Origin of the sequence: Citrobacter amalonaticus Y19 (genome assembly GCF_000981805.1) — a bacterium.
In the GTDB taxonomy this organism is placed as follows: Bacteria; Pseudomonadota; Gammaproteobacteria; order Enterobacterales; family Enterobacteriaceae; genus Citrobacter_A; species Citrobacter_A amalonaticus_C.
In genome coordinates this window covers 4,903,538-4,929,708 of the sequence record NZ_CP011132.1, presented here as the reverse complement: position 1 = coordinate 4,929,708, position 26,171 = coordinate 4,903,538, and the positions used below count along the sequence as shown (strand labels likewise).

Sequence of the window (26,171 nt, the reverse complement as noted above, 5' to 3'; positions counted from 1 at the left end):
AGCGTCATCCGGCAATGACAGTAATGTGTAGGCCGGATAAGGCAACGCCGCCATCCGGCAAAGGCGTGAATGCCGGATGGCGACGCAAACGCGTCTTATCCGGCCTGGTGCCAACACACATTTACAGGAAGCAACTATGCAGCTTACCGGGCCTACGTTCCACCTGTAGGCCGGATAAGCGTAGCGTCATCCGGCAATGACAGACCACGGAGAACTTCATGCAAACCATCACCGTCCCACCTCCGAAACGCAGCTGGTTCTCGCTCGTGAGTTGGGCCATTCTGCTCGCCGTGCTGGTCGTGTCGTGGAAAGGTGCCGAAATGGCCCCGCTCACGCTGATTCAGGACTCCGGCAACATGGCGACATTCGCCGCCGATTTCTTCCCACCGGACTTCAGCCAGTGGCGGGACTACCTCGGCGAAATGGCCGTAACCCTGCAAATCGCCGTCTGGGGCACCGCGCTGGCCGTGCTCCTCTCTATTCCCTTCGGCCTGATGTGCGCCGACAACCTCGTGCCCTGGTGGGTCTACCAGCCGATGCGTCGTCTGATGGACGCCTGCCGCGCCATCAACGAAATGGTGTTTGCCATGCTGTTTGTGGTCGCCGTCGGTCTCGGTCCCTTTGCAGGCGTCATGGCGCTGTTTATCCACACCACCGGCGTACTTTCCAAACTGTTGTCCGAAGCGGTGGAAGCCATTGAACCCGGTCCGGTTGAAGGCATTCGCGCCACCGGCGCCAACAAAATCGAAGAGATTCTTTACGGCGTGCTGCCCCAGGTGATGCCGCTGCTGATCTCCTACTCACTGTACCGCTTTGAATCCAACGTCCGCTCGGCAACCGTCGTGGGGATGGTGGGCGCTGGCGGCATTGGCGTCACGTTGTGGGAGGCGATTCGCGGTTTCCAGTTCCCGCAAACCTGCGCCCTGATGGTGTTGATCATCGTGACCGTCAGCCTGCTGGATTTTCTCTCCCAGCGTTTACGTAAGCACTTTATCTGATTAGCGAGGCATTGATTGCTATGCACTTGTCTACACATCCGACCAGTTATCCGACGCGTTATCAGGAGATTGCCGCGAGACTTGAGCAGGAGCTACGTCAACATTATCGCTGCGGCGATTACCTGCCCGCCGAGCATCAGCTTGCCGCGCGTTATGAGGTTAATCGTCACACCCTGCGCCGCGCCATCGACCAGTTGGTTGAGCGCGGCTGGGTACAGCGTCGTCAGGGCGTCGGCGTGCTGGTGCTGATGCGCCCGTTCGACTATCCGCTTAACGCCCAGGCCCGTTTCAGCCAGAACCTGTTGGATCAGGGTAGCCATCCCACCAGCGAAAAACTGCTGGCGGTGCTGCGCCCGGCCTCCCGTCACGTTGCCGATGCGCTCAGCACGCAGGAAGGCGCCAACGTCATCCACCTGCGTACCCTGCGACGGGTGAACGGCATTGCCCTGTGTCTGATTGACCATTACTTTTCCGACCTCACCCTCTGGCCGCTGCTACAAGGCTTTAACCACGGCTCGCTGCACGACTATCTGCGCGAGCAGTCTGGCCTCACGCTCAAACGCACGCAGACACGCATCAGCGCCCGCCGTGCACAGGCGAAAGAGAGCAAGGTCCTGGAAATCCCCAACATGGCGCCGCTGCTCTGCGTGCGCACCCTGAACCACCGTGAAGGCGAAGAACGTGCGATGGAATACTCCGTCAGCCTGACCCGCGCCGACATGATCGAATTCACTATGGAGCACTGAATGCATTTCGATACCGCCACCCGCCAGCGCTGGATGCGCGCGCTGGCTTTCAGCAAGGCCGATACCCTGAATGCGCGGCTCCACGCGTTAAAGCTGGCGCCGGAATATGAACTGATTCGCGCCCCGGAAACCGGGCTGATGCAAATTCAGGCGCGCATGGGCGGCACCGGCAACCGTTTCTTTGCCGGAGACACCACGCTGACCCGCGCAGTGGTACGCCTGAAAAGCGGCACGCTGGGCTACAGCTACCTGCTGGGACGCAACAAACATCACGCCGAGCAGTGCGCCGTCATCGACGCCTTACTGCAGGAACAGACACATTTCCAGAACCTGATGGAAACCTTAATTAGCCCGCTGGAAGCAGAACGCGAGGCGGAAATTACCGCACGTCGCGCCGAAGTCAACGCCAGCCGGGTCGACTTCTTTACGCTGGTACGCGGAGATAACGAATGACCCTACAGACCGCCTTTACCCTGCCCGTCCAGGACGCCCAACAAAGCTTTCGCCGCCTGCTGAAAGCGATGAGCGAACCGGGGGTGATTGTTGCCCTGCATCAACTGAAACACGGCTGGCAACCGTTGAATCTGGCGACCACCAGCGTCCTGCTGACGTTGGTCGATGGCGATACGCCGGTCTGGCTGTCGCCTGCGCTTAATAATGACATCGCCAGCCAGAACCTGCGTTTTCACACCAACGCGCCAATGGTCGAACAACCGCAACTGGCAACCTTTGCCGTGGCCGACGAGCAGATCAGCAGCGAACAGCTTAATGCCCTCTCCGCCGGTTCCGCCGTTGCACCGGAGACCAGCGCCACGCTGATCGTGCAGGTCTCCAGCCTGAGCGGCGGGCGGATGCTACGCCTGACCGGCGCGGGGATCGCCGAAGAGCGGATGATTGCGCCGCAGTTGCCAGAGTGCCTGATTCACGAACTCACCGAGCGCCCGCATCCGTTCCCGCTGGGCATCGATCTTATCCTCACCTGCGGCGAACGGCTGCTGGCCATTCCGCGAACCACCCATGTGGAGGTGTGCTGATGTACGTAGCCGTCAAAGGGGGCGAGAAGGCCATCGCCAACGCCCATGCGTTACAGGAGCACCGACGCCGGGGCGACGATGCGGTGGTCGAACTGAGCGTGGCGCAGATCGAACAGCAGATGAATCTGGCTGTCGACAGGGTAATGACCGAAGGCGGTATTGCCGATCGTGAACTGGCGGCGCTGGCGCTCAAGCAGGCCAGCGGCGATAACGTCGAAGCCATCTTTCTGCTGCGCGCTTATCGCACTACGCTGGCGAAGCTGGCGGTGAGTGAGCCGCTGAACAGCGCGGAAATGCGCCTGGAACGCCGTATCTCCGCCGTCTATAAAGATATTCCGGGCGGGCAACTGTTAGGGCCAACCTACGACTACACCCATCGTCTGCTTGATTTTACGCTGCTGGCGAATGGCGAAACGCCGCCGCTGCGGACGGCAGAGAGTACGCAGGACGCCGCCCCGCACGTCTTTTCGTTGCTGGCGAATCAGGGGCTGGCGAAGCCGGAAGAAGATAACGGCGCCGCGCCGGACGATATCACCCGTACGCCGCCGGTTTATCCCTGCTCTCGTGCCTCGCGCCTGCAACAACTGATGCGCGGCGATGAGGGCTATCTGCTGGCGCTGGCCTACTCTACCCAGCGCGGTTACGGGCGCAATCACCCGTTCGCGGCTGAGATCCGGAGCGGTTACGTTGCGCTGGAAACGGTGCCGGAAGAGCTGGGATTTGCGGTCAACGTCGGCGAACTGCTGATGACTGAATGCGAAATGGTCAACGGCTTTGTCGCCCCGGAACACGACGCGCCTCACTTTACCCGCGGCTACGGACTGGTGTTCGGCATGAGCGAACGCAAAGCGATGGCAATGGCGCTGGTGGACCGCGCCCTACAGGCACCCGACTACGATGAAACGGTCACGGGACCGGCGCAGGACGAAGAGTTCGTGCTGGCGCACGCGGATAACGTCGAGGCGGCGGGTTTTGTTTCGCACCTCAAACTCCCCCATTACGTCGATTTTCAGGCCGAGCTGGAACTGCTCAAACGCTTGCAACAGGAGGCCGCCCGTGACCACTAATCTCTCCGGCTACAATTTTGCTTATCTGGACGAGCAGACCAAACGCATGATCCGCCGCGCGATACTCAAAGCGGTGGCGATCCCAGGCTACCAGGTGCCGTTCGGCGGCCGCGAAATGCCGATGCCCTATGGCTGGGGAACCGGCGGGATCCAGATTACCGCCAGCGTGATTGGCGAACCGGACGTGCTGAAAGTCATCGATCAGGGTGCAGATGACACCACCAATGCCGTGTCGATCCGCAACTTCTTCAAACGCGTCACCGGCGTTAGTACCACCGAGCGCACAGAAGATGCCACCCTGATTCAGACTCGCCACCGGATCCCGGAAACGCCGCTGGAAGAAGATCAGATCATTATCTTTCAGGTGCCCATCCCCGAACCGCTGCGTTTTATCGAGCCGCGCGAGACAGAGACCCGCACCATGCATGCGCTGGAAGAGTACGGGATCATGCAGGTAAAACTGTATGAAGATATCGCCCGCTTCGGCCACATCGCGACCACCTACGCCTACCCGGTGAAGGTGAATGGCCGCTATGTGATGGACCCGTCGCCGATCCCGAAATTCGATAACCCGAAGATGGACATGATGCCCGCCCTCCAGCTGTTTGGCGCGGGACGCGAAAAACGCATTTATGCCGTGCCGCCGTATACCCGCGTGGAAAGCCTCGACTTCGACGATCATCCGTTCACCGTACAGACCTGGGACGAACCCTGCGCCATCTGCGGTTCGACGCACAGTTATCTTGACGAAGTGGTGCTCGATGACACCGGCAAACGCATGTTTGTCTGCTCCGACACCGACTACTGCCGCCAACAGAGCGAGGCACTCAGCCAATGACGCAACCGCTGCTTTCGGTTAATCACCTGACCCATCTCTACGCGCCGGGCAAAGGCTTCAGCGATGTCTCTTTTGACCTGTGGCCTGGTGAAGTGCTGGGCATTGTCGGGGAGTCCGGTTCCGGCAAAACCACCCTGCTGAAATCGATCTCTTCACGCCTGACGCCGCAGTCGGGCGAGATTCAGTACCAGAACCGTTCGCTGTACGCCATGAGCGAGGCCGACCGTCGTCGCCTGCTGCGCACCGAATGGGGCGTGGTGCATCAGCACCCGCTGGACGGCCTGCGCCGCCAGGTCTCGGCGGGCGGCAATATCGGCGAACGCCTGATGGCGACCGGTGCGCGCCACTACGGTGAGATCCGCGCCACGGCTCAGCGCTGGCTGGAGGAGGTCGAAATTCCGGCCTCGCGTATCGACGACCTACCGACCACCTTTTCCGGCGGTATGCAGCAACGTCTGCAAATCGCTCGCAACCTCGTCACGCATCCGAAGCTGGTGTTTATGGATGAACCGACCGGCGGCCTGGACGTCTCCGTACAGGCGAAGCTACTGGACCTGCTGCGCGGCCTGGTGGTGGAACTGGATCTGGCGGTGGTGATTGTCACCCACGATTTAGGCGTGGCGCGACTGCTGGCGGATCGTCTGCTGGTGATGAAACAGGGTCAGGTGGTGGAAAGTGGATTAACCGACCGCGTGCTCGACGATCCACATCATCCGTATACCCAGTTGCTGGTGTCATCGGTTTTACAGAATTGATGTCGCTGTTTTGCCGGATGGCGACGCTAACGCGTCTTATCCGGCCTACACATTTCGTAGGCCTGATAAGCAAAGCGCCATCAGGCAATTGAATGCACAAATGCTTAAAGAGGCTAAAAATGAACGCGATCCGCGTTGAAAACGTCAGTAAAACCTTTGTGCTCCACCAGCAAAACGGCGTGCGCCTGCCGGTGCTGCAAAACGCCTCGCTGGAGGTAAAAAACGGGGAATGCGTCGTACTGCACGGTCACTCCGGCAGCGGGAAGTCCACGCTGCTGCGTTCGCTGTATGCCAACTATCTGCCCGACGAAGGGCACATCCATATTCGCCATCGCGACGAGTGGGTGGATCTGGTGCAGGCTCCGGCGCGTAAAGTGCTGGAAGTGCGCCGCGCGACGATCGGCTGGGTGAGCCAGTTTCTGCGGGTGATCCCACGCGTCTGCACGCTGGATGTCGTTATGCAGCCACTGCTGGATCTCGGCGTACCGCGCGAAGAGTGCGCCGCCAAAGCCGCAAACCTGCTGACCCGTCTGAACGTGCCGGAACGCCTGTGGCACCTCGCTCCGTCAACCTTTTCCGGCGGTGAACAACAGCGCGTCAACATTGCGCGGGGTTTCATCGTCGATTACCCGATTCTGTTACTCGACGAACCGACCGCGTCGCTGGATGCCAAAAACAGTGCCGCCGTAGTGGCGCTGATTGAAGAGGCAAAAGCGCGCGGTGCGGCCATTGTCGGCATTTTTCACGATCAAACAGTGCGCGACCGCGTGGCGGATCGTTTGCACCTGATGGGAACAACACCATGATTATCAACAATGTAAAGCTGGTGCTGGAAGATGAAGTGGTGCAGGGATCGCTGGAAATGCAGGATGGTGTGATTCGCGCGTTTGCGCAAAGTCAGAGCCGTCTTCCACAGGCGCTCGACGGCGAAGGCGGCTGGCTGCTGCCGGGGCTGATTGAGCTTCACACTGACAATCTCGACAAATTTTTCACCCCACGCCCGAAGGTGGACTGGCCCGCACATTCGGCGATGAGCAGCCACGACGCGCTGATGGTCGCCAGTGGTATCACCACCGTACTGGACGCGGTAGCGATTGGCGATGTCCGCGACGGCGGCGATCGGCTGGAAAACCTGGAGAAAATGATCAACGCCGTGGAGGAGACGCAAAAGCGTGGGGTGAATCGTGCCGAACACCGCCTGCATCTGCGTTGCGAACTGCCGCATCACACCACGTTACCGCTGTTTGAGAAACTGGTGGGTCGTGAACCGGTCACGCTGGTTTCGCTGATGGATCACTCGCCAGGCCAGCGCCAGTTCGCCAACCGCGAGAAGTACCGTGAGTATTATCAGGGCAAGTATTCGCTGACTGATGAACAGATGGCGCGTTACGAAGAGGAACAGCTTCAGCTTGCCGAACGCTGGTCACAGCCCAACCGGACCGCCATCGCGCAGTTGTGCCGCGAGCGCAACATTGCGCTGGCAAGCCACGATGACGCCACCCCCGGACATGTGCTTGAGTCACATCAGCTTGGCAGCGTGATCGCCGAATTTCCCACCACCTTCGAAGCCGCAGAAGCCTCACGCCAGCACGGCATGAACGTGCTGATGGGCGCGCCGAACATCGTGCGCGGCGGTTCTCACTCCGGCAACGTCGCGGCGCATACGCTGGCGGAGTTGGGCCTGCTAGATATTCTCTCGTCAGATTACTACCCTGCCAGCCTGCTGGATGCGGCGTTTCGCGTCGCGGACGATGCGACCAACCGCTTTACCCTGCCGCAGGCGATCCGCCTGGTGAGTGCCAACCCGGCACGGGCGCTCAGTCTCAGCGATCGCGGGGTGATCGCCGAAGGTAAACGCGCCGATCTGGTACTGGCGCACCGCAAGGGCGATCACGTCCACATCGACCACGTCTGGCGTCAGGGAAAGAGGGTGTTCTGAGTATGGGAAAACTGATCTGGCTGATGGGGCCGTCCGGCTCCGGAAAGGACAGTTTGCTGACGGCACTCCGTCAGCAGGAACATGCGCAACTGCTGGTGGCGCATCGTTACATCACCCGCGCGGCTAACGCCGGGAACGAGAATCATGTTGCCCTGAGCGAACAGGAGTTTTTCACCCGCGCCGGGCATAACCTGCTGGCGCTAAGCTGGCATGCTAACGGCTTTTACTATGGTGTCGGCGTGGAGATCGATCTCTGGCTCAACGGCGGCTTCGACGTCGTGGTCAACGGCTCGCGCGCGCACCTCCCACAGGCGCAGGCGCGCTACGGAACGGCGCTGCTGCCGGTCTGTTTGCAGGTCTCCCCCACCATTTTACGCCAGCGCTTACAGGCGCGAGGACGAGAAAGCGAAACGGAGATCGCCGCCCGTCTTGAACGCGCCGCCCGCTATGCCCCGTTTGACTGCCATACGTTAAATAACGACGGCAGTTTGCGCCAGTCCGTCGATACACTGCTAACGTTAATGGGACGCAAGGAGCCACGCCATGTCTGCCTGTGAACTTCGTCGCGCCACGGCGCAAGACACCGAGGCCGTGTACGCGCTCATCTGCGAACTGAAACAAACCACGTTTGATTACCCGGCCTTTCGCGCCGGGTTCATCGCGAACCTGCAGGATGCCCGACTGCGCTATCAGCTGGCGCTGCTTGACGGTCAGGCGGTTGGGTTGATTGGCCTGCATTTGCAGTATCATTTACATCACGCCAACTGGATTGGCGAGATTCAGGAACTGGTGGTGATGCCGCAGGCGCGGGGGCTAAAAATCGGCAGCCAGTTACTGGCATGGGCGGAACAGGAAGCCCGCGAGGCGGGAGCGGAGATGACGGAACTCTCCACCAGCGTGAAACGTCATGACGCTCACCGTTTTTATCTGCGCGAAGGCTACGAACAGAGCCATTTTCGTTTCACGAAAGTATTGTGAGATACGTTGTGCTCGCGTCGCCATCCGGCACGATACGACAAGGGGAGTCACGATGAGTTTGACCATTACACTAAGCGGCACGGGCGGCGCGCAAGGGGTGCCGGCGTTTGGCTGCGACTGCGCCGCCTGTCGTCGCGCACGTTTGCAGGAACAGTATCGCCGACGCCCGTGTAGCGGCGTGGTCAAATTCAACGATACGGTGACACTGCTGGATGCCGGCATACCGCACCTGATGGATGACTGGCCGGCGGGCAGCTTTCGACAGTTTTTACTCACCCACTACCACATGGACCACGTACAGGGATTGTTTCCACTGCGCTGGGGCGTTGGGGCGTCCATCCCGGTGTACGGCCCGCCGGACGAACAGGGTTGCGACGATCTGTTTAAGCACCCCGGCATTCTGGACTTTAGCCACACCGTCGAGCCGTTTGTGGTGTTTGAGTTACAGGGATTACAGGTCACACCGCTGCCGCTGAATCACTCAAAGCTGACGTTGGGTTATCTGCTGGAGACGGCGCACAGCCGCGTGGCGTGGCTGTCGGACACCGCCGGACTGCCCGATAAAACGCTCACCTTTCTGCTCAACAATCAGCCGCAGGCGATCGTCATCGACTGTAGCCATCCGCCACGTCCCCAGCCCCCTCGCAACCACAGTGATTTAACCACGGTGATGGCGCTCAATGAGGTGATTCGCTGCCCGCAGGTGATCCTCACCCATATCAGCCACCAGTTCGACGTCTGGCTGATGGATAACCCGCTCCCGGCCGGATTTGAAGCGGGCTATGACGGGATGCAGATTGTGGTGGATTAATGTCCTGAAAATGCTCTAAAATCATACCGTTCGCTCTCTCCGTATTATCGCGGCTGCTGAACCCGATCAATCTGAGAGAGATAAAACAATGGAAATACCCCGTAAACGGGACTGGCGTATTGCGCAAAAGCGACGCAATAAGTCCCGTGATGTTCACACCGCGCAATTACGTTTTCGTGGCGAAAAAAACTGGAAGATGCTCTACACGCGTTCTGACAAAGTCTTGCGTGCCGCACAATTGGGCATTGAGTATCCACGTATCACCAACCGGCAGTTAGCGAAACGCGGTCTGGAAGAGTATCAGCTTGCCGATGAACGTTCTTTTCATATGCAGTCGTAATCAATGGCGAAGCCCCACGGCGGAACAGGTGTTCCGCCGTTATTCCACGCTTAATGTTCGTTCCGCGGGCACCAGCCGAAATGCAAAAAAAACGGTCTCTCAAGACTTACTGCGCTGGGCCGATGTCATCTGTGTGATGGAGCAGAAACACAAGAATCGGTTGATGGCGGAATATCACCGTATCCTCGAAAACAAACGCCTTCACGTACTCGATATCCCGGATGATTACCGTTATATGGATCCAGCACTGGTACAGCTACTGGAAGAGATCGTCCCGGAAAAGTTAGGGGTCAGCCGCTAAATACACACACGATCAGACGGGTTAACCGGCCTTATGGATAAGGCCATTCAGCCAAAATACGCCAGTGCACGGCTGTGTTAACGCTCATAGTCCTCTTCCATTCGGCGCTCTTCATCTTCCAGTTGGCGGCGCTCGCGATCGAGCTGGCGCTGGCGTTCATCCAGTTGACGCCGTCTGTCCTCAAACTGGCGGCGACGGTCGTCATACTGTCTGCGGCGATCGTCGCTCATGTCGTTCTGCCAACTGTCATCACGCGAATCCTCGTAATCCCGCCCGCTGTCAGGCTTATAGGCATCGTTGATCGCCTGCTGAATGTTGCCGATGGCATCATCAATAATATCGGCCTGCGCCGGCACGGTCGCCAGCGACAGCAGGCTGAATAAAAAGAGCGTCGGGGTGCGTTTCATAAAACCAGCCTCAAAAGGGGACGGATTCTACGTTAGTCACCGCAACCTGATGCAACCAGCGGAGGAATCTCAAATTCACGCCTGACGAAGTGCCGGTGCAATCTCCACACGAATGGAAGGAGCATGCAGGAGACCTGCGTATCCTGCATGCTGGATGAGGCGGGTGTTATTGCTTCATCTGCAACGCCATGGTCAGTACCCCTGGACCGTTCATACGGCCATAATCCAGCATCGGGATCGCTTCCACAGGAACATTCCCGGCCGTGATCGTCTCCACCCGGGACTTCAGATAACTGACCTGCGGCCCCAGCAGAATGACATCCGCTTTTTTCCACTCTTCATTCAGTCTGGCGTCAGGGATAGCCCATATTTCTGCGTCAACATCCTGAAGCTTCGCGGCCTCAATCATTTTATTCATCAGCATACTGGTCGACATACCGGCGTTACAAACAAGCATAATGTGAATCATAATTTTACCCTCAGGATAATGTTACCTGCGCCTGCGCGACGCGCTCAGCAAATTTAAGGAAAGGAAGATAGATGCAAATAGTGACGGCAATCAGCAGAACCTGAAGGACCGATGCTCTCCAGTCGCCACCTGTGGCCAGAAAACCGGAAATAACCGGCGGTGTGGTCCAGGGGATCTGTACCGTAACGTGGTTAATCAATCCCCATGCCGTCGCATAATAGGCCGTGGTCAGGCTGATAACCGGAGACAGGACGAAGGGAATAATTAACGCTGGGTTAAACACAATAGGCAGACCAAAAATAATTGGCTCGCTGATATTAAAAAGACACGGAGCGGTCGATAGTTTGGCAATATCACGATAATCAGCTTTGCGACTGAACAGGTATATCGCAATCAACAGCGCAATGGTATTCCCGGATCCCCCCATAACACCGAACGTGTCTTTAAATGCCATACAGATAATATTCGGAATATCCTGATGTTGTGCAAACGCCAGCGTGTTCTCCTGCATGTTGTTAAGCAGGAAGGGATCCAGCAAAGCGCCGGAAATCACGCCCTGATGAATACCCACTGAAAAAAACAGATTCGCTATCGTCGTTATCAGCAGAAATCCTGGCAGACTGGTCGTGACAGATTTCAGAGGTTCTTGAATTAGCGTGGCAATCAGGGTGTTAACATCTAACCCACTGAGACTTTGAACCGCAAAGGAGAACAGTGCAAAGATAATCATGGTGAGCATGATGGGAATGAGAGTATTGAATGAGCGCATAACCGCAGGCGGAATAGCACTGCCACTGATATTTACCTGGAGTTTTTTTGCTCCGGCCAGACGAATAAAGAGTGACGTCACGACCAGCCCCGTTAAAATCCCGACGAACATCCCGGCAGAGCCAGTGGAAGCAAAAGATATCCCGCCCGTTACCGTGACGCTTTTATGTGTCAGCGTGTCTGTCAACTGAACGCTTTCTGGCATGAAAATCACAACGGTAGCAATGGAAAGGAGAACGGGAGCGATGGGATCGGCGTACCCCTTATTCTGACAAAGATGGTAAGCAATCGCTCCAGCAATCAGGACCGAAATGAAGTTCAGCGAGCCATTGACGATGGAATTGCCCACCTGCTGCCAGTGTAAAAGATGTGCATTACTGATGAATCCCGACAAAATACCATCCGGTTTGATAAGTGTGTTGTTCATCAACACCATCAGACCTGCCAGCACAAAAAATGGCATCAGAGTGGCAAAAGCATCACGTAATGAACGTAAGTGCACCTGCCCACCTATTCGCTGGGCAATGTTCACAGCTTGATCAAGGAGTTTCATAGCTTATGACCTCAAAAATCCACATACAACCCGTTAAAAAAGAATCCATTCTGCTGGCTCAGTGCCTGATAGAACTCGCCGCTCTTTTTGATGGTACGTTGCTGCGTGTTGATATTGAGGCTGACCAGCCCATAACGGTTTTTGTAGGCGTTAAGCCATGACCAGCAGTCAATAAAGGTCCACAGGTGGTAACCTTTAATATTGCATCCATCGGCTATTGCCTGATGCAGATACGCCAGATGGTTCTGTATGAACCCTATGCGATAGTCGTCTTGAACCTGGCCCGCATGGGTGAATCGTTCTTCATTGGCGACACCCATTCCATTTTCAGAGATAAAGGCTTCGATATTGCCGTAATTGTCACGGATATCGATACACAGGTCATAAATCCCCTGTTCGTAAATTTCCCATCCCCTGTGCGGGTTAAATTTTCTGCCCGGCATGACATAGCTTTCGAAATACCATTCCGGCATAAAAGGAGAGCGGGGATTTACTGCTGAGGTACGAGCCTTGACCCGGCGAGGTTCGTAATAATTGAGGCCTAAGATCTGAACGGTGTTTTCACGAATATCGTTCAGATCCTGTTCGGTAAACAGTGGCAGAAGATTGTGTTCTCGTAGCGTTTCGACCAGCTTACCCGGGAACGAACCTTTGATCGACGGGTCAAGAAAACTGCGGTTATAGAATAAATCAGCATATTCAGCCGCTTCCACATCGAGTGGATTTTCACTTCGCGGGTAAGTCGGACTGAGATTGAGAATAATGCCAATTTTGCTGTTGAGCTGATGGCATTTAAAGGCTTTGATGGCGAGAGCACTGGCCAGAATTGTGTTAAAGCCAACCTGTACACCGCGTTTAAAGTCGATAACGTTTGGATAATGGAAATCTTCCATATAACCGCCCAGCACGGGACCAAGGGGTTCGTTAAAGGTAAACCAGTGGTAGACCAGATCGCCAAACTCCCTGAAACAGGTGTCGCAGAAATGAACATAAGCATCCATCACGGCGCGGCTTTCCCAGCCGCCCATCAACATCATGGCTTCCGGCATATCGAAGTGATACAGGTTGGCAAAGGGTTTAATACCGTTTGCCATCATCTCACTTAACATTGCCCGGTAAAATGTTACAGCTTCCTGGCAGATATCTCCGATGCCCTGCGGGAACAATCGTGCCCACGATATCGACAGGCGGAATGAATTATGACCGGTTTGCTTCATGAGCTGGATATCATCGATGTAACGATGGAAAAAATCGGTCGTGGTATCGGTATTAATTCCCTGATAAAAGCGGTGTGAGTATTTGTCCCATGACATATCCCACTGGGTACGGCCTTTACCGGTATTGCCGCGGCCTTCCGCTTGCTCTGCAGACCAGGCGCTACCCCACCAGAAATCATCCGGGAACGCCATAAACTGGGCTTGAATCTTCATCGCGCCTCCTGGGCTGACAGTTTCTGGTAGATATCGATAAATTCAGTGGACAGGTCTTTAAGCAAAATCGCATTCATCAGATGATCCTGGGCATGCACCATAATCAGATGAACCGGAACTTTTCCTGCGCCTTCATCCAGACCAATCAATTGCGTCTGAACCTCATGTGCCTGTTTCAGGGCATCATTTGCCTGTTCCATCATGAGCATTGCCTCATCAGCGTTCCCCGCCTTTGCCAGCGCAAGCGCCTGCATGGCGTAACTCCGACACGCGCCAGCGTTGATAATGATGCACATCACTGTCTGTTCATAATCAAAATTATTAGCGTTCATATTGCTTCCTGCATTAATCATTAGCTTTCTAATCGATGATATGCTTCGATAACTTGTTTAGTAAAACATTTAATTTTAGTTATTCTATTTATGTGATTACCATCACCTGTGTACATTTTTTGGCTTTTAATTGACGTAATTGCACATAGGATAGTTAAAAATATTTTTGTTTAGTAAAATGTTAAAAGCCGGAGACGACAAATGTTAAGCATGGGACTGGATATTGGTGGAACCAAAACCGAAGCGGTGATCCTGGATACCACAGGAAAGGCACTCATCACTCAGCGGATAAGCACAGTGAAAACGGACTACCGTGCCTTTCTGACCTCGCTGGTTGATTTTATTCAGACCCTGCGAAACGATTACATGGATCCCGTCAGCATTGGTTTGTGCTTGCCCGGCACTGAGGATGCGGGAACCAGACTCATCAAGAACTCCAATATTGTGGTTCTGAATCAACAGCCACTGATACGAGACCTGGAACGCGCCCTCCAGCAGTCAGTTGCCTGGGACAATGATGCCAACTGTTTCACCTTATCGGAGTCAATAGACGGTGCAGGGGCGCAGGCTGATATTGTCTTCGGGGCCATTCTGGGGACGGGATGTGGAGGTGGGCTTTCGATGAAGAAAACACTCTGGCGGGGAAGAAATGGCAACGCCGGAGAATGGGGACATAATCCCCTGCCGCATTATGATGCGCAACGGGATGGTGCGGCAGTAAAATGTTATTGTGGTCAGCTAAACTGCACAGAATCGTTTATCTCCGGTACTGGCCTGGCCCGACAGTTTAACCAGCGCAATCAGTATCCGGTGGATGCTCAGGGTGTATTTACGCACATTGCGCAAGGCGACCCGACAGCCAAATCTCTGTTCAGATTGTTCAGGGATCAACTGGCCCGATCATTTGCCTCAGTGATAAACATTTACGATCCGGAAATTATCGTGGTCGGTGGCGGTTTATCCCGGGTGCCGGCCATCTTCAATGAACTGACCGATGAGGTGAGCCAGTATATTTTCAACACCTCCTGCTCAACGCCCATTGTTCCGGCCATGCACGGTGACAGCAGTGGCGTACGGGGTGCAGCCTGGCTAGGACGTGATATGCACAGGGCTGCGTTAACCGGTAACAGAACATTATTTTGAATACACAAACAAGGAAAGATCAGGAATGTCGAAGAGTGTCAGAGTAAGGGATATTGCACAACATGCGGGAGTTTCGGCAGGGGCCGTATCGCGTGCGCTGAATCACCGCCCCGGACTGGGGGAGGAAACCCGACGGCGTATACTGCAGGCAGCTCAGGATCTGGGATATGATTTTTCACGTCTTCATGACGAGAAAATTAAAAAGGTCCTCTTCATTCTCCATCGACAGCATAATACAACAAGTGCAATGAATTTTTATTCCCCTGTCCTGCTGGCTGTGGAAGATGCCTGTCGCGAACGTAATATTGCGCTCAGTTTTCTTGCTATGGGGCCAACCGATAATGTGACCCAACAGGTTATCCAGCATTCACCTGATGCCCTGCTGTGTGTGGGTTTTATTGAGCCGGAAATCATGGCTGAGTTACGGAAAATGCCCCTGCCAATAGTGCTGATAGATCATGCAATTCCTGGTATGTGCAGTATTAACCCGGATAATTATCAGGGCAGTATGATGCTGACACACCACCTGATTAAACAGGGGCGACGACGGATAGCTTTTCTGGCCGGTAGTCTGGCGCATTATAGTATCCGACAACGTGAGCGAGGATACCGTCAGGCCTTATTTGATGCCGGTATGTTGATCTCTCCTCAGTACGAGGTTACGGCACCGGCCCTGACAGAACTGACTCTCTCGCTCGAATATGCGCTGGATGAACTGATGTCCCTTCCAGAACCTCCGGATGCCGTGTTTTGTTACAATGATGCAGCAGCCATGGTGACCCTGAATTACTGTCAGAAAAATGGACTCAACGTGCCAGAAGACATCGCTGTTGTCGGATTTGATGATATTGAGTTATCCAGCCATATCACACCGGCATTAACGACACTGTCTATTGACAAAGAGGCACTGGGAAAACGCGCAGTGGAACAACTTGTCGCCCCCTGCGGAGTGGAAAATATTCTGTTACCAGTACAGCTGGTGTTACGGGCCAGTAGCTGAGTTCAGATAAAAGAGACAGCCTATCGTTACGGATAATATCGACTCTACGCACCGCCTGCCTCATCAAAAAAAACCGCGATATTCGCGGTGTCTTCATGAGTGAGTAATCACAGCAGGCTCAGGCATTATGTTCGATAAATCAATGTCACAGTGCGCACGGCTAAGATCGTAAGTGGCCCACTTGCTCATCTACAACCGGGTGGAACTCCCCAACCCAACGTCAAGCCGTAACGCTATCTCCGGACTGAGTCACAGGAAATGCGCATCGAATTATGCGGGAAACATACCCCCCCCGGACAAACCGCCACGCTCTCCGTTGTCATTCGCGCAGATTCGTCACGTCAAATATGACGACAGCCTGTTTTTCGTCAGGGTTTTGACCAAAAATTACCCGTAATATCAGGGAAAGCCCCCAATTTAAATGTGGCATAAAAGATGCATACTCAGGGCGACAAGCGTGTATGCGCGATTTGATTAACTGGAGCGAGACCGATGAAAAAAGTCGTCACGGTTTGCCCGTATTGCGCATCAGGTTGCAAGATAAACCTGGTGGTCGATAACGGCAAAATCGTCCGGGCTGAGGCGGCGCAGGGGAAAACCAATCAGGGTACCCTGTGTCTGAAGGGCTATTACGGCTGGGATTTTATTAACGATACCCAGATCCTGACCCCGCGCCTGAAAACCCCAATGATTCGTCGCCAGCGTGGCGGCAAACTGGAATCTGTTTCCTGGGATGAAGCGCTGAACTACGTCGCCGAGCGCCTGAGCGCCATCAAAGCGAAATACGGCCCTGATGCCATCCAGACGACCGGCTCGTCTCGTGGTACCGGGAATGAAACCAACTACATCATGCAAAAATTTGCGCGCGCCGTTATTGGTACCAATAACGTTGACTGCTGCGCTCGCGTCTGACACGGCCCATCGGTTGCAGGTCTGCACCAGTCGGTCGGTAACGGCGCAATGAGTAATGCAATTAACGAAATTGATAACACCGATTTAGTGTTTATCTTCGGGTATAACCCGGCGGATTCCCACCCTATTGTGGCGAATCATGTGATTAACGCGAAACGTAACGGGGCGAAAATTATCGTCTGCGATCCGCGCAAAATTGAAACCGCGCGCATTGCCGACATGCACATCGCACTGCGAAACGGCTCGAATATCGCGCTGTTGAATGCAATAGGCCATGTCATTATTGAAGAAAACCTGTACGACCAGGCGTTTGTGGCCTCGCGTACGGAAGGCTTTGAAGAATACCGCAAGATTGTCGAAGGCTATACGCCAGAGTCCGTCGAGGAGATAACCGGCGTCAGCGCGAGTGAGATTCGTCAGGCGGCGCGGATGTATGCCGGGGCGAAAAACGCGACCATCCTGTGGGGCATGGGTGTAACCCAGTTCTATCAGGGCGTGGAAACCGTGCGCTCGCTGACCAGCCTCGCGATGCTGACCGGCAACCTCGGTAAGCCCAGCGTGGGCGTTAACCCGGTACGTGGCCAGAACAACGTTCAGGGCGCGTGCGATATGGGTGCGCTGCCGGATACCTATCCGGGCTATCAGTATGTGAAAGAACCGGCCAACCGCGAGAAATTCGCCAAAGCCTGGGGCGTGGACAGTCTGCCTGCGCACACTGGCTATCGCATCAGCGAGCTGCCGCACCGTGCGGCGCATGGCGAAGTGCGTGCGGCATACATCATGGGTGAAGATCCGCTGCAAACCGATGCGGAACTCTCTGCGGTGCGCAAAGGCTTTGAGGATCTGGAACTGGTCATCGTGCAGGACATCTTTATGACCAAAACCGCCTCGGCGGCGGATGTTATTTTACCGTCGACGTCGTGGGGCGAGCATGAAGGGGTCTTTACCGCCGCTGACCGTGGTTTCCAGCGCTTCTTTAAAGCCGTTGAGCCGAAGTGGGACCTGAAAACGGACTGGCAAATCATCAGTGAAATTGCCACCCGGATGAGCTATCCGATGCACTACAACAACACCCAGGAGATCTGGGATGAGTTGCGTCATCTGTGCCCGGATTTCTACGGTGCCACTTATGAGAAGATGGGTGAACTGGGTTACATCCAGTGGCCTTGCCGCGATACGTCGGACGCCGACCAGGGGACGTCTTACCTCTTTAAAGAGAAGTTTGATACCCCGAACGGCATGGCACAGTTCTTCACCTGCGACTGGGTGGCGCCTATCGATAAACTCACCGACGAGTACCCGATGGTACTGTCAACGGTGCGTGAAGTCGGCCACTACTCCTGTCGTTCGATGACCGGTAACTGTGCGGCCCTGGCCGCGCTGGCGGACGAACCGGGCTATGCGCAAATCAACGCCGCCGACGCAGCGCGTCTGGGCATCGAAGATGAAGCGCTGGTCTGGGTTCACTCGCGCAAAGGCAAAATCATCACCCGCGCGCAGGTCAGCGAACGCCCGAACAAAGGGGCGATTTATATGACCTACCAGTGGTGGATTGGCGCCTGTAACGAGTTGGTGACCGAGAACTTAAGCCCGATTACCAAAACGCCGGAGTACAAGTATTGCGCCGTGCGCGTGGAGCCGATTGCCGATCAATCCGCCGCCGAGCAGTACGTGATTGATGAATACAACAAGCTGAAGGCCCGTCTGCGCGAAACCGCAATGGGTTAACCCCAACGTTGATGCATCTCAACAGCCTCCTCCCGGAGGCTGTTTTTTTATCCATACGATCTCTTTATACTGTCGATTCCGTACCCTAATTAAAACTTACTAATGAAACCACTTCTTGCATTGATGTTATTGATGACATTCTTTGCCCGTGCTGCCGATCCTGAGCCTGGAAGCCAGTATTTGCAGGCCGCAGAGGCAGGTGACAAACGCGCGCAATACTACCTTGCTGACAGCTGGTTTAGCTTCGGCGATTTGAGCAAAGCCGAATACTGGGCACAGAAATCCGCGGACAATGGCGATGCGGATGCCTGTGCGCTGCTGGCGCAAATTAAAATCACTAACCCGGTCAGTCTGGATTACCCGGAAGCGAAAATGCTGGCGGAAAAGGCCGCCCGGGCGGGTAGTAAAGCGGGCGAAATTACGCTGGCGCGAATTCTGGTCAATACTCAGGCCGGTAAACCCGATTACCCGAAAGCCATCTCCCTGCTGCAAAACGCCTCTGAAAATCTGGAGAGCGATGTTGCCGTTGATGCGCAGATGTTGCTCGGTCTGATCTACGCCAACGGCGTCGGGATTCAGGCTGACGATGATAAAGCAACCTGGTACTTCAAACGCAGCTCCGCCATCTCCCGCACCGGATATTCCGAATACTGGGCGGGAATGATGTTTCTGAACGGCGAACAGGGCTTTATTGAGAAGAATAAACAGAAGGCGTTGCACTGGTTAAATCTGAGCTGCACCGAAGGGTTTGATACCGGCTGCGAAGAGTTTGAGAAGTTGACGAACGGATGAATCGAATTGCCGGATGGCGGATTGCCTGATGACGACGCTCACGCGTCTTATCAGGCCTACACATCCTTTGTAGGCCGGATAAGCGAAGCGCCATCCGGCAATCCGCTAACCGTTACTGGGCGGTCTTATCGAATTTGCCCAGCACTTCGCGCTCATACGCCAGCGCTTTTTTGCGGTCAAACTTGTGTTCCCACTTGGCGATAACCAGCACCGCCAGCGCATTCCCCACCACGTTCAGCGCCGTACGCGCCATGTCGAGAATACGGTCCACACCCGCGATAAAGGCCAGGCCTTCCAGCGGGATCCCCACGCTGCCAAGCGTTGCCAGCAGTACCACGAAGGAGACGCCCGGTACGCCGGCAATCCCTTTCGATGTCACCATCAGCGTCAGCACCAGCACGATTTCCTGCCACAGCGACAGGTCGATACCGTACAACTGCGCAATGAAGATCGCGGCAATACTCTGGTACAGGGTCGAGCCGTCGAGGTTAAACGAGTAACCGGTCGGCACCACGAAACTGGTGATCGAGGCTGGCGCGCCATAGGCTTCCATCTTCTCGATAATCCGCGGCAGAACGCTTTCGGAACTGGCGGTAGAGTACGCCAGAATCAACTCATCTTTCAGAATGCGGATCAGGATCCAGATGCTCAGCCCGCAAATGCGCGCGACGATACCCAGCACCACCAGCGCGAAGAACAGGATCGCGAAATGCACCAACAGCACCAGCTTCGCCAGCGGCCACAGTGAGGCAAAACCGAAGTTCGCCACGGTCACGGCGATCAGCGCGAATACCCCGACCGGCGCATAGCGCATCACCATGTGTGTTACTTTAAACATGGTTTCGGAAATCGAACGGAACACCGTTACCAGCGGCTCACGATGCGTTGCTGGCAGTGAGGAGAGCCCCAGACCAAACAGCACCGAGAAAAAGATAATCGGCAGCATGTCGCCTTTCGCCATCGAGGCAACAATGTTCGTCGGAACCAGCGACAGAATCGTGCCCATCAGGCCATGCGCGTGGCTCTGCACCTCTGCCGTTGTGCTCTGGTATTTCGAAATGTCCACGGTCGCCAGTTGCGACATATCAATGCCGGATCCCGGCTGAAATACATTCGCCAGCGTAATCCCGAGGATAATGGCGACAGTCGTGATCACTTCGAAATAGAGAATGGTTTTTGCGCCGATACGTCCCAGTTGTTTCGCATCACCGACACCGGCAATCCCGACAATCAGCGTAGAGATCACAATCGGCACAACGATCATTTTAATCAGATGGATAAAGATATCCCCTGCCGGAGAGAGCAGGTTTGCAATCAGCCATTCGCGGCTGTCGCTGTGATAATGCAGATAACTGCCGAGTAAGATGCCCAGCACCATGGCAATCAGGATCTGCCAGGCCAGGCTGAATTTAAAACTTTTCATAACGACGGACTTCCTCAATGGAGCGCCACTCCGGTACAAAAAAACAGGAATGGTTACATACTGAAAGGGTATGAATTGTGTTGCGTTGGTTTGTAGAGTTTTTTAACGCGCATAATCAGTACCATTTGCAGGGCATCTTACGCAACCCTTTAAGAACAGGGCTTTTCACTGGGATAATGCATAATAACGCGAATTTATCGGGTTTGCATTGCATAACTATTTGTTATGGAAAGGTTTTTAAATCTGCATTTTTGAATTATAACCGTTATCAATTATTTTAGCTGCGAGGTTCATTTGCCTGTTTTTTAAACAGATAAATGACGTAAATCACAAAACTATTTCTGCCGATTCTGTAACAACTTCGCCATATTAATCGAGTCTATCAGCTGTGCGCGATTTACCCGCGGCGAATTCAAATCCAGGACTTTTTGCCACTGCGAAATCGCCTGTTTGTAATCCGCCTGCATGAATGCATCCGACGCCAGCAGCATGAGCGCGGTGACTTCCGAAGCATCGAGCGCCAGCGCCTTGTCAATCATCTCACGGGCTGCCGCCGTCATGTGTTGCCCGGCCTGGTAGTAGAGCACGGTCGCCAGCGCCGAATAGATCTCCGCATTCTCCCCACGGCTACGCAGCGCCTGACGATAAGCCAGCAACGCATTATCGTAGTCATTACGCCACAAATAATACTCGCCGAGCAGCGCCCACTTTTCGCTGTCCTGCGGGTTGGCACGAATCTGTTTTTGCAGGGCTAACAACTGGACTTCCGGTGTCGATGTTTCAGCAAATTCATGCAGCGGATCGGCCAGCCGTCGTTGTTCGTCACGCACGGCCTGCCATTTTGGCGACAGCAGGTAGCCACTGAGACAAACGATGATCATCAGCCCAACGGCCAGCGCCAGCCACTTCAGCGGCAGCGGACGAAAAGGCGCGTCTGAACGTTCGGGCAAACTCATGGTTCGTCCTCCTCTTTACGCTGACGCGTGCTGACCCGCCAGAGCACCCCGCCCACCAGCAGCAACAGCAGGCACGGCAGCGCCCACAGCAGCAATGTTTGTCCGGTGAGCGGCGGGTTATAGCGGACAAAATCACCATAGCGCTCAGTCATCCAGGCGGTGATTTCGGCTTCATTTTTCCCTTCTGCCACCATCGTATAGACCTGATGACGCATGCTGACGGCAACCGGCGCATTGGATTCCAGCAAGTTTTGGTTCTGACACTGCGGGCAGCGTAGCTGGCTGGCGATCGACAGCGCCTTTTCCTGCTGCTGCGGGTTATCAAAAGCCCAGGTATCAACCACCTGAGCATGAGCGGAAAAGGAGATAACCAACAGTAGGATAAACGCCATGAGAGTACCTGATGACGCTGTGCTTATCAGACCTGCGCAGCGCGTAAATCGTAGGCCGGATAAGGCGTGAGCGCCGCCATCCGGCACATTACAGATAAGACTACGCATCGCGCTTTCTCCCCCGCCAGCCGCTGAGCAGCGCCCCGGCAATCATCAACAGCCCGCCGCCCCAGATCCAGCGCACACCGCTCTGCACGTACAGACGCATGGCATAACGATCCTCGCCGGTTTTTTCGCCCATCACCGCATACCAGTCGTGAAGCAAATCCCAGCGGATGCCAGGCTCCATCATCTGCTGGCGGCGGGCGGAATAAAAGCGCCGCTCAGGTGTCAGACTGCCTGTTCGTTTGTCGCCCTGCCACAGCGTAATAAGCGCCTTTTCGGTGGTGTAGTTCCCTTTCGCGGCCAGATCCAGCCGTTCAAAGCGGAAGGTGTAACCCGCCAGTTCAACCTGCTGACCCGGACTCAGGTTAAGGCTTATCTCCTGGCGGCTACCGCTGGAAAAGAGAATCCCCGCGGCAAAAACCAGCACGCCAGCGTGCGCCAGCAGCGCCGGAAGCTGGCGGCGTACGGACCCCTTCCGGCTTCTGACCATCGTGATAGCGATCACGACCAGCATCAACAGGCCAAACGGCAAGGTAGCACGGTTAAAATACGGTGCGCCCACAGAGAGTCGTCCCCACCCCAGCAAGCCATAAATCATCGGGTAAAGCGTACCAATCAGCACGATCAGCAGCACCGCGCAAAAGAGCAGCAGCGCCGCCAGAATCAGCATCTCGCGTGACCAGACGCCTAAACGGACTGTCTGTTGGTTAGCCCGTGCCCGCCAGCCGTACAAGCCGAGCGAGGCCAGACTCAGAATGGCAAAAAGGGCAAACAACGGCACGGCGCGCACGTTATCCAGCGCAAAGGCGTGTACAGAAACGAGTATGCCGGAGCGAACTATCAGCGTTCCCAGCAAAGAGAGGATCAGCGTGATGATCGCCAGCAGCAGCGACCAGTGGCGGAAATGGCCGCGTTCGCGCGACACAGACAGGCTGTGCAACAGCGCACTGGCGGAAAGCCAGGGTAATAAAGAGGCGTTTTCCACCGGGTCCCAGAACCACCAGCCGCCCCACCCCAGTTCGCAATACGCCCACCAGGAGCCGAGAATGATGCCAAGCGTCAGCGCACACCAGCCAGGCAGCGCCCAGCGCCAGCACACCCAGGCCGTCATCTTCGTGAAATCCCCACGCAGCAGCGACGCCAGCGCCACACCGGCGGCGACCATCAGACCGCCGTAACCGAGGTACAGCAACGGCGGGTGAAGGATTAACCCCAGATGTTGCAGCATCGGGTTGAGATCGCGCCCTTCTATCGCTGGCGGAAAAATGCGGACAAACGGATCGGACCAGAACACGATAAACAGCAGCAGAAAGGCGGTGATCGCACAGAGCACGCCGAGCGTCAGCGGGAACAGGGGATCCGATTCGCGACGATAACACCAGGCAAACAGCGCGCTCCAGCCGGACAGGAATAGCACCCACAGCAGCAGCGATCCTTCATGACCACCCCATACCGCCGCCAGTTTGAGCCCCCACGACAACAGGCTGTGGCTGTGTTGCGCCACATAGAGAACCGAGAAATCGCTGGTCAGAAAGCAGAATACCAGAATCGAGAAGGCGAGCAGCAGGCACGCAAATTGCGCCCAGACGCCTGCGCTCGCCAGACGCATTACCCCCTGCCAGCGCAGGCGAACACCTGCCAGTACGGCAAGCGGGGTCAACACATTGACCCCGAGACTGACCAGCAGCGCCAGAAAACCGGCTTCAGGAAGGAGTACGTCCAGAAATCACCTTTCCCTCACAGCCAGGCCTATGCAACCGTGAGCTGTCCAGCATAAAGAATGAAAAAGCGCAGCAACAGTACGCCCGTCAGGCTGGCGCCACATACCGCCAGCACACCGTGAAACGTTGAACCACGACTGGCCCAGGGTTTCAGTAGCATCGGAACGAGCAGTCCCAGCCCCGCAACGCCGATCCAGAACCACCAGGTCCAGAAGCCTCCGCCCAGCGCCGCCGACAGCGCGCGCATTTTGCCGTCATCCCCCAGAGCCAGCCCCACGAAGAAGGCCGCCAACAGGAAGATCTCCAGCCACACCACCGGGGTCTCCACGCGGTGAATAAAGTGCGCCTCGGCACTGTGCGGGTTACCACGCTGGCGTAACGCCATCGCAATCAGCGCCACCGCCGCCCCGGAAGAGATCCCGGAGAACAGGAACAGCACCGGCAGGATCGGGTTATTCAGGAACGGATAGGATTTCAGCACCGAAAGCAGGAAACCGGTGTAGGCGCCCAGCAGCACGGCCAGCACCAGCATCAGCGTTTCGAGTCCACGGTTGAACGGCGTCAACAGCGTCAGCCCCTTTTGCACCAGTCCCAGACGAGGGAACCAACGCTGTTGCAGGGCAATGACCTCTTTTTGAAAGATGATAGCCAGCCACACAATCAGCACGACCATATACAACTGGAACAGCAGAACCCCCATCGACATCACCGACGTAAAGCTGTAGTGGAACATCAGCTTCCAGAAGGTCCAGGGGCGCGTCAGGTGGAAGATCAGAATCAGCAGACCGAGAATAATCGCCCCCGGCCCCACCACCAGCGTGGTGCGCAGCAGCGTACTGTCCGCTCCGCCCGCCTCCGGATGGTAACGGCGCAGCAGGATAGACAGCGTCACCAGTCCGGCAGAGATACCGATCAGAAACAGATAGATGGCGATGGGCCAGTCCCACACCAGCGATTCAAAATGGAAAGCAGATGCGTTTGTCATTGGCTCACCTCCCCATATTTAAAGGGAACGCGGTAGACCTTCGGTTTGGTACCCAGCGCCAGCTTGTAGCGATACGTCGTTTTCTGCCGCAGCAGTCGGGAAATATCGCTGTCAGGATCGTCCAGATTGCCAAACGTCAGCGCCTTCGTCGGGCAGGACTCGACGCAGGCCGGCAGTTTGCCCGCTTTCAGGTTAGTTTTGCGGCAGAAATCGCATTTATCCGCCGTTTTCGTGACCGGATGGATAAAGCGCACACGGTACGGACACGCCGCGATGCAGTACTGGCAGCCGACGCAGAGATCCGGGTTCACGTCCACGATGCCATTCGCGGCATCGCGATACGATGCCCCGGTCGGGCAGACGTCAACACACGGCGCATGATCGCAGTGCTGGCACGAATGGCGGAAGAAGCGGTACTTCACATCCGGAAACGTGCCCAGCGGTTCGCTGCGAATGATGGTGAGTCGCGACACCCCTTCCGGCACGTTGTTGACTTCCCGACAGGCATCCATACAGGCGGTACAGCCGATGCATAATGATTCATCATGCACCATGCCGTATCGCACGCCGTTGATATTCAACGTTTTCGCCACCACGCGTCCTGCTGTACCGCTGACGGCCACCAGCGCGCCGACGCCGGTGATGAACTGGCGACGAGAGCAACTCATGGATGCTCCTTAAGCAAAGGAACAGACGCCGGATTGAAGTTCGGATTGTTACGCTGATCGCTGTGGCAATCGACGCAAATCTTAACCCGTCCTTTATCGCTTAACGTCTGCATCGTGTCTTGCTTCGGATGCAGTGAGTGACAACTGGCGCAGGCCACTTTGGTCACGTGGACATCGTGCGGCCAGAACGCTTTTTGCAACTGCTCAGGCAAGTGGCAGGACAGACAAACGCTGTTCTGCTGTTCCACGTTGTACATCGGCTCGTTAAAGCGCATCACATCCTTCGCCCCTTCACGGTGCTGAGGCGATGGCTTGCCATGACAGTTGGTACAGGTGACCGGCAGTTTATTGTTCGGATTGGTCACGGACGCATGTTTACCATGCATCCCCTCGGTATCCGGCTTGTGACAGTCCAGACACGCGGCATCCGGGCTACGCTGTTGGGTGACCGTCCAGCGTTCAGACTCCTGCGGCGTTGGCGTGGCGGTTATCCCACTCAGGCTCCATAACAGACCTGACGCCAGCACCCCAGCAGTTAATAACGAACGGAATACGCTCATATTCACTCCGTTGCATAATG

At 55.7% G+C, this 26,171-nt stretch carries 29 protein-coding genes and 2 pseudogenes; 19 read left to right on the top strand and 12 right to left on the bottom strand.

All coding sequences use genetic code 11. The features are described 5' to 3' along the window. The first annotated feature begins 218 nt into the window (after positions 1 to 218). The 14 genes from phnE to F384_RS22810 all read left to right on the top strand — a co-directional run bounded on the left by phnE (position 219) and on the right by F384_RS22810 (position 9,807). Positions 219 to 998: a phosphonate ABC transporter, permease protein PhnE gene (gene phnE, locus F384_RS22875; protein WP_046494012.1), complete on the top strand. Its 780-nt coding sequence runs from the start codon at positions 219 to 221 to the stop codon at positions 996 to 998. A 20-nt stretch (positions 999 to 1,018) separates the two neighbouring features. Beyond that, positions 1,019 to 1,744 carry a phosphonate metabolism transcriptional regulator PhnF gene (phnF, locus tag F384_RS22870; RefSeq protein ID WP_046494011.1) on the top strand — a complete coding sequence of 242 codons (726 nt, stop codon included), beginning with the start codon at positions 1,019 to 1,021 and terminating at the stop codon, positions 1,742 to 1,744. Further along, entirely contained in the window at positions 1,745 to 2,197 is a 453-nt protein-coding gene (phnG, locus tag F384_RS22865; RefSeq protein WP_046494010.1) for a phosphonate C-P lyase system protein PhnG, read from the top strand. Then, positions 2,194 to 2,778: a phosphonate C-P lyase system protein PhnH gene (phnH, locus tag F384_RS22860; RefSeq protein WP_046494009.1), complete on the top strand. Its 585-nt coding sequence runs from the start codon at positions 2,194 to 2,196 to the stop codon at positions 2,776 to 2,778. The genes phnG and phnH overlap by 4 nt, the downstream gene beginning before the upstream one ends. After that, entirely contained in the window at positions 2,778 to 3,845 is a 1,068-nt protein-coding gene (locus F384_RS22855) for a carbon-phosphorus lyase complex subunit PhnI (RefSeq protein ID WP_046494008.1), read from the top strand. Before phnH ends, F384_RS22855 begins: the two co-directional genes overlap by 1 nt. A gap of 46 nt (positions 3,846 to 3,891) precedes the next feature. Next, the gene (gene phnJ / locus F384_RS22850; RefSeq protein WP_264371207.1) at positions 3,892 to 4,683 is read left to right on the top strand and encodes an alpha-D-ribose 1-methylphosphonate 5-phosphate C-P-lyase PhnJ; all 792 of its coding nucleotides are present in this window, start codon (positions 3,892 to 3,894) and stop codon (positions 4,681 to 4,683) included. Then, positions 4,680 to 5,438: a phosphonate C-P lyase system protein PhnK gene (gene phnK, locus F384_RS22845; RefSeq protein WP_046494006.1), complete on the top strand. Its 759-nt coding sequence runs from the start codon at positions 4,680 to 4,682 to the stop codon at positions 5,436 to 5,438. The genes phnJ and phnK overlap by 4 nt, the downstream gene beginning before the upstream one ends. Before the next feature lie 119 nt (positions 5,439 to 5,557). After that, the gene (gene phnL, locus F384_RS22840) at positions 5,558 to 6,244 is read left to right on the top strand and encodes a phosphonate C-P lyase system protein PhnL (RefSeq protein ID WP_046494005.1); all 687 of its coding nucleotides are present in this window, start codon (positions 5,558 to 5,560) and stop codon (positions 6,242 to 6,244) included. Next, complete coding sequence (phnM, locus tag F384_RS22835) at positions 6,241 to 7,377, top strand: alpha-D-ribose 1-methylphosphonate 5-triphosphate diphosphatase (protein ID WP_046494004.1); 1,137 nt, start codon at positions 6,241 to 6,243, stop codon at positions 7,375 to 7,377. Before phnL ends, phnM begins: the two co-directional genes overlap by 4 nt. 2 nt (positions 7,378 to 7,379) lie before the next feature. Then, positions 7,380 to 7,934, top strand: coding sequence for a ribose 1,5-bisphosphokinase (gene phnN / locus F384_RS22830; RefSeq protein ID WP_046494003.1), 555 nt, complete (start codon positions 7,380 to 7,382; stop codon positions 7,932 to 7,934). Next, positions 7,921 to 8,355: an aminoalkylphosphonate N-acetyltransferase gene (phnO, locus tag F384_RS22825; RefSeq protein ID WP_046494002.1), complete on the top strand. Its 435-nt coding sequence runs from the start codon at positions 7,921 to 7,923 to the stop codon at positions 8,353 to 8,355. Before phnN ends, phnO begins: the two co-directional genes overlap by 14 nt. A gap of 52 nt (positions 8,356 to 8,407) precedes the next feature. Beyond that, positions 8,408 to 9,166: a phosphonate metabolism protein PhnP gene (gene phnP, locus F384_RS22820; RefSeq protein WP_046494001.1), complete on the top strand. Its 759-nt coding sequence runs from the start codon at positions 8,408 to 8,410 to the stop codon at positions 9,164 to 9,166. Positions 9,167 to 9,254: 88 nt separating this feature from the next. Beyond that, complete coding sequence (locus F384_RS22815) at positions 9,255 to 9,506, top strand: hypothetical protein (protein ID WP_046494000.1); 252 nt, start codon at positions 9,255 to 9,257, stop codon at positions 9,504 to 9,506. Next, positions 9,478 to 9,807, top strand: coding sequence for a low molecular weight protein tyrosine phosphatase family protein (locus tag F384_RS22810; RefSeq protein ID WP_046493999.1), 330 nt, complete (start codon positions 9,478 to 9,480; stop codon positions 9,805 to 9,807). The genes F384_RS22815 and F384_RS22810 overlap by 29 nt, the downstream gene beginning before the upstream one ends. Positions 9,808 to 9,884: 77 nt before the next feature. Here F384_RS22810 and yjdP read toward each other — a convergent pair whose 3' ends face one another. The 5 genes from yjdP to F384_RS22785 all read right to left on the bottom strand — a co-directional run bounded on the left by yjdP (position 9,885) and on the right by F384_RS22785 (position 13,766). Further along, complete coding sequence (gene yjdP, locus F384_RS22805; RefSeq protein WP_046493998.1) at positions 9,885 to 10,214, bottom strand: DDRRRQL repeat protein YjdP; 330 nt, start codon at positions 10,212 to 10,214, stop codon at positions 9,885 to 9,887. A 166-nt stretch (positions 10,215 to 10,380) separates the two neighbouring features. Next, positions 10,381 to 10,683, bottom strand: coding sequence for a PTS sugar transporter subunit IIB (locus F384_RS22800; protein WP_046493997.1), 303 nt, complete (start codon positions 10,681 to 10,683; stop codon positions 10,381 to 10,383). Between the two features lie 10 nt (positions 10,684 to 10,693). Beyond that, a complete protein-coding gene (locus F384_RS22795; RefSeq protein WP_046493996.1) occupies positions 10,694 to 12,004 on the bottom strand; it encodes a PTS sugar transporter subunit IIC in 1,311 nt (436 codons plus the stop codon). 11 nt (positions 12,005 to 12,015) lie between these two features. After that, entirely contained in the window at positions 12,016 to 13,434 is a 1,419-nt protein-coding gene (locus tag F384_RS22790; RefSeq protein WP_046493995.1) for a glycoside hydrolase family 1 protein, read from the bottom strand. Next, complete coding sequence (locus tag F384_RS22785; protein ID WP_046493994.1) at positions 13,431 to 13,766, bottom strand: PTS lactose/cellobiose transporter subunit IIA; 336 nt, start codon at positions 13,764 to 13,766, stop codon at positions 13,431 to 13,433. Before F384_RS22785 ends, F384_RS22790 begins: the two co-directional genes overlap by 4 nt. A 201-nt stretch (positions 13,767 to 13,967) precedes the next feature. Between F384_RS22785 and F384_RS22780 the strand changes: the two genes are divergently transcribed. The 5 genes and pseudogenes from F384_RS22780 to yjcO all read left to right on the top strand — a co-directional run bounded on the left by F384_RS22780 (position 13,968) and on the right by yjcO (position 19,341). Then, positions 13,968 to 14,909 (top strand): ROK family protein, encoded by a 942-nt coding sequence (locus F384_RS22780; RefSeq protein ID WP_046493993.1) that lies wholly within the window; start codon positions 13,968 to 13,970, stop codon positions 14,907 to 14,909. Between the two features lie 25 nt (positions 14,910 to 14,934). Further along, positions 14,935 to 15,066: pseudogene (locus F384_RS30515) on the top strand (LacI family DNA-binding transcriptional regulator); the annotation flags it as partial. Positions 15,067 to 15,156: 90 nt separating this feature from the next. After that, the gene (locus tag F384_RS22775) at positions 15,157 to 15,909 is read left to right on the top strand and encodes a LacI family DNA-binding transcriptional regulator (protein ID WP_226991672.1); all 753 of its coding nucleotides are present in this window, start codon (positions 15,157 to 15,159) and stop codon (positions 15,907 to 15,909) included. Between the two features lie 492 nt (positions 15,910 to 16,401). After that, positions 16,402 to 18,549: a formate dehydrogenase subunit alpha gene (gene fdhF / locus F384_RS22765; RefSeq protein ID WP_080950017.1), complete on the top strand. Its 2,148-nt coding sequence runs from the start codon at positions 16,402 to 16,404 to the stop codon at positions 18,547 to 18,549. Between the two features lie 102 nt (positions 18,550 to 18,651). Continuing rightward, positions 18,652 to 19,341, top strand: coding sequence for a Sel1 family TPR-like repeat protein YjcO (yjcO, locus tag F384_RS22760; protein ID WP_046493990.1), 690 nt, complete (start codon positions 18,652 to 18,654; stop codon positions 19,339 to 19,341). A gap of 112 nt (positions 19,342 to 19,453) precedes the next feature. On the opposite strand, the gene gltP is transcribed toward yjcO, so the two are convergent. The 7 genes and pseudogenes from gltP to nrfB form a co-directional block, all read right to left on the bottom strand. Next, on the bottom strand, positions 19,454 to 20,764 hold the full coding sequence (gene gltP, locus F384_RS22755; protein WP_046493989.1) for a glutamate/aspartate:proton symporter GltP: 1,311 nt from the start codon (positions 20,762 to 20,764) through the stop codon (positions 19,454 to 19,456). A gap of 335 nt (positions 20,765 to 21,099) precedes the next feature. After that, positions 21,100 to 21,720, bottom strand: a complete 621-nt coding sequence (gene nrfG, locus F384_RS22750; RefSeq protein WP_046493988.1) for a heme lyase NrfEFG subunit NrfG — start codon at positions 21,718 to 21,720, stop codon at positions 21,100 to 21,102. Beyond that, positions 21,717 to 22,199 (bottom strand): heme lyase NrfEFG subunit NrfF, encoded by a 483-nt coding sequence (gene nrfF, locus F384_RS30830; protein ID WP_413541473.1) that lies wholly within the window; start codon positions 22,197 to 22,199, stop codon positions 21,717 to 21,719. Before nrfF ends, nrfG begins: the two co-directional genes overlap by 4 nt. Then, positions 22,181 to 23,940: pseudogene (locus tag F384_RS22740) on the bottom strand (heme lyase CcmF/NrfE family subunit); the annotation flags it as partial. The pseudogene F384_RS22740 and the gene nrfF, both read right to left, overlap by 19 nt. A 26-nt stretch (positions 23,941 to 23,966) precedes the next feature. After that, positions 23,967 to 24,923, bottom strand: a complete 957-nt coding sequence (nrfD, locus tag F384_RS22735; RefSeq protein ID WP_046493985.1) for a cytochrome c nitrite reductase subunit NrfD — start codon at positions 24,921 to 24,923, stop codon at positions 23,967 to 23,969. Next, on the bottom strand, positions 24,920 to 25,591 hold the full coding sequence (gene nrfC / locus F384_RS22730) for a cytochrome c nitrite reductase Fe-S protein (protein WP_042999063.1): 672 nt from the start codon (positions 25,589 to 25,591) through the stop codon (positions 24,920 to 24,922). The genes nrfD and nrfC overlap by 4 nt, the downstream gene beginning before the upstream one ends. Beyond that, positions 25,588 to 26,151, bottom strand: a complete 564-nt coding sequence (gene nrfB, locus F384_RS22725) for a cytochrome c nitrite reductase pentaheme subunit (protein WP_046493984.1) — start codon at positions 26,149 to 26,151, stop codon at positions 25,588 to 25,590. The genes nrfC and nrfB overlap by 4 nt, the downstream gene beginning before the upstream one ends. Between the last annotated feature and the right edge of the window lie 20 nt (positions 26,152 to 26,171).

Bases quoted from the DNA above. Each gene is read 5' to 3' on its own strand.
- phnK (WP_046494006.1), top strand. From the start codon at position 4,680: ATGACGCAACCGCTGCTTTCGGTTAATCACCTGACCCATCTCTACGCG.
- F384_RS22790 (WP_046493995.1), bottom strand. From the start codon at position 13,434: ATGAAGATTCAAGCCCAGTTTATGGCGTTCCCGGATGATTTCTGGTGG.
- gltP (WP_046493989.1), bottom strand. From the start codon at position 20,764: ATGAAAAGTTTTAAATTCAGCCTGGCCTGGCAGATCCTGATTGCCATG.
- phnN (WP_046494003.1), top strand. From the start codon at position 7,380: ATGGGAAAACTGATCTGGCTGATGGGGCCGTCCGGCTCCGGAAAGGAC.
- F384_RS22815 (WP_046494000.1), top strand. From the start codon at position 9,255: ATGGAAATACCCCGTAAACGGGACTGGCGTATTGCGCAAAAGCGACGC.
- phnF (WP_046494011.1), top strand. From the start codon at position 1,019: ATGCACTTGTCTACACATCCGACCAGTTATCCGACGCGTTATCAGGAG.
- phnG (WP_046494010.1), top strand. From the start codon at position 1,745: ATGCATTTCGATACCGCCACCCGCCAGCGCTGGATGCGCGCGCTGGCT.
- phnP (WP_046494001.1), top strand. From the start codon at position 8,408: ATGAGTTTGACCATTACACTAAGCGGCACGGGCGGCGCGCAAGGGGTG.
- F384_RS22780 (WP_046493993.1), top strand. From the start codon at position 13,968: ATGTTAAGCATGGGACTGGATATTGGTGGAACCAAAACCGAAGCGGTG.
- F384_RS22775 (WP_226991672.1), top strand. From the start codon at position 15,157: ATGAATTTTTATTCCCCTGTCCTGCTGGCTGTGGAAGATGCCTGTCGC.
- nrfD (WP_046493985.1), bottom strand. From the start codon at position 24,923: ATGACAAACGCATCTGCTTTCCATTTTGAATCGCTGGTGTGGGACTGG.
- phnO (WP_046494002.1), top strand. From the start codon at position 7,921: ATGTCTGCCTGTGAACTTCGTCGCGCCACGGCGCAAGACACCGAGGCC.
- phnL (WP_046494005.1), top strand. From the start codon at position 5,558: ATGAACGCGATCCGCGTTGAAAACGTCAGTAAAACCTTTGTGCTCCAC.
- yjdP (WP_046493998.1), bottom strand. From the start codon at position 10,214: ATGAAACGCACCCCGACGCTCTTTTTATTCAGCCTGCTGTCGCTGGCG.
- nrfG (WP_046493988.1), bottom strand. From the start codon at position 21,720: ATGAGTTTGCCCGAACGTTCAGACGCGCCTTTTCGTCCGCTGCCGCTG.
- nrfC (WP_042999063.1), bottom strand. From the start codon at position 25,591: ATGAGTTGCTCTCGTCGCCAGTTCATCACCGGCGTCGGCGCGCTGGTG.
- F384_RS22795 (WP_046493996.1), bottom strand. From the start codon at position 12,004: ATGAAACTCCTTGATCAAGCTGTGAACATTGCCCAGCGAATAGGTGGG.
- F384_RS22785 (WP_046493994.1), bottom strand. From the start codon at position 13,766: ATGAACGCTAATAATTTTGATTATGAACAGACAGTGATGTGCATCATT.
- F384_RS22855 (WP_046494008.1), top strand. From the start codon at position 2,778: ATGTACGTAGCCGTCAAAGGGGGCGAGAAGGCCATCGCCAACGCCCAT.
- yjcO (WP_046493990.1), top strand. From the start codon at position 18,652: ATGAAACCACTTCTTGCATTGATGTTATTGATGACATTCTTTGCCCGT.
- phnJ (WP_264371207.1), top strand. From the start codon at position 3,892: ATGATCCGCCGCGCGATACTCAAAGCGGTGGCGATCCCAGGCTACCAG.
- nrfB (WP_046493984.1), bottom strand. From the start codon at position 26,151: ATGAGCGTATTCCGTTCGTTATTAACTGCTGGGGTGCTGGCGTCAGGT.
- phnH (WP_046494009.1), top strand. From the start codon at position 2,194: ATGACCCTACAGACCGCCTTTACCCTGCCCGTCCAGGACGCCCAACAA.
- F384_RS22810 (WP_046493999.1), top strand. From the start codon at position 9,478: ATGAACGTTCTTTTCATATGCAGTCGTAATCAATGGCGAAGCCCCACG.
- F384_RS22800 (WP_046493997.1), bottom strand. From the start codon at position 10,683: ATGATTCACATTATGCTTGTTTGTAACGCCGGTATGTCGACCAGTATG.
- phnE (WP_046494012.1), top strand. From the start codon at position 219: ATGCAAACCATCACCGTCCCACCTCCGAAACGCAGCTGGTTCTCGCTC.
- phnM (WP_046494004.1), top strand. From the start codon at position 6,241: ATGATTATCAACAATGTAAAGCTGGTGCTGGAAGATGAAGTGGTGCAG.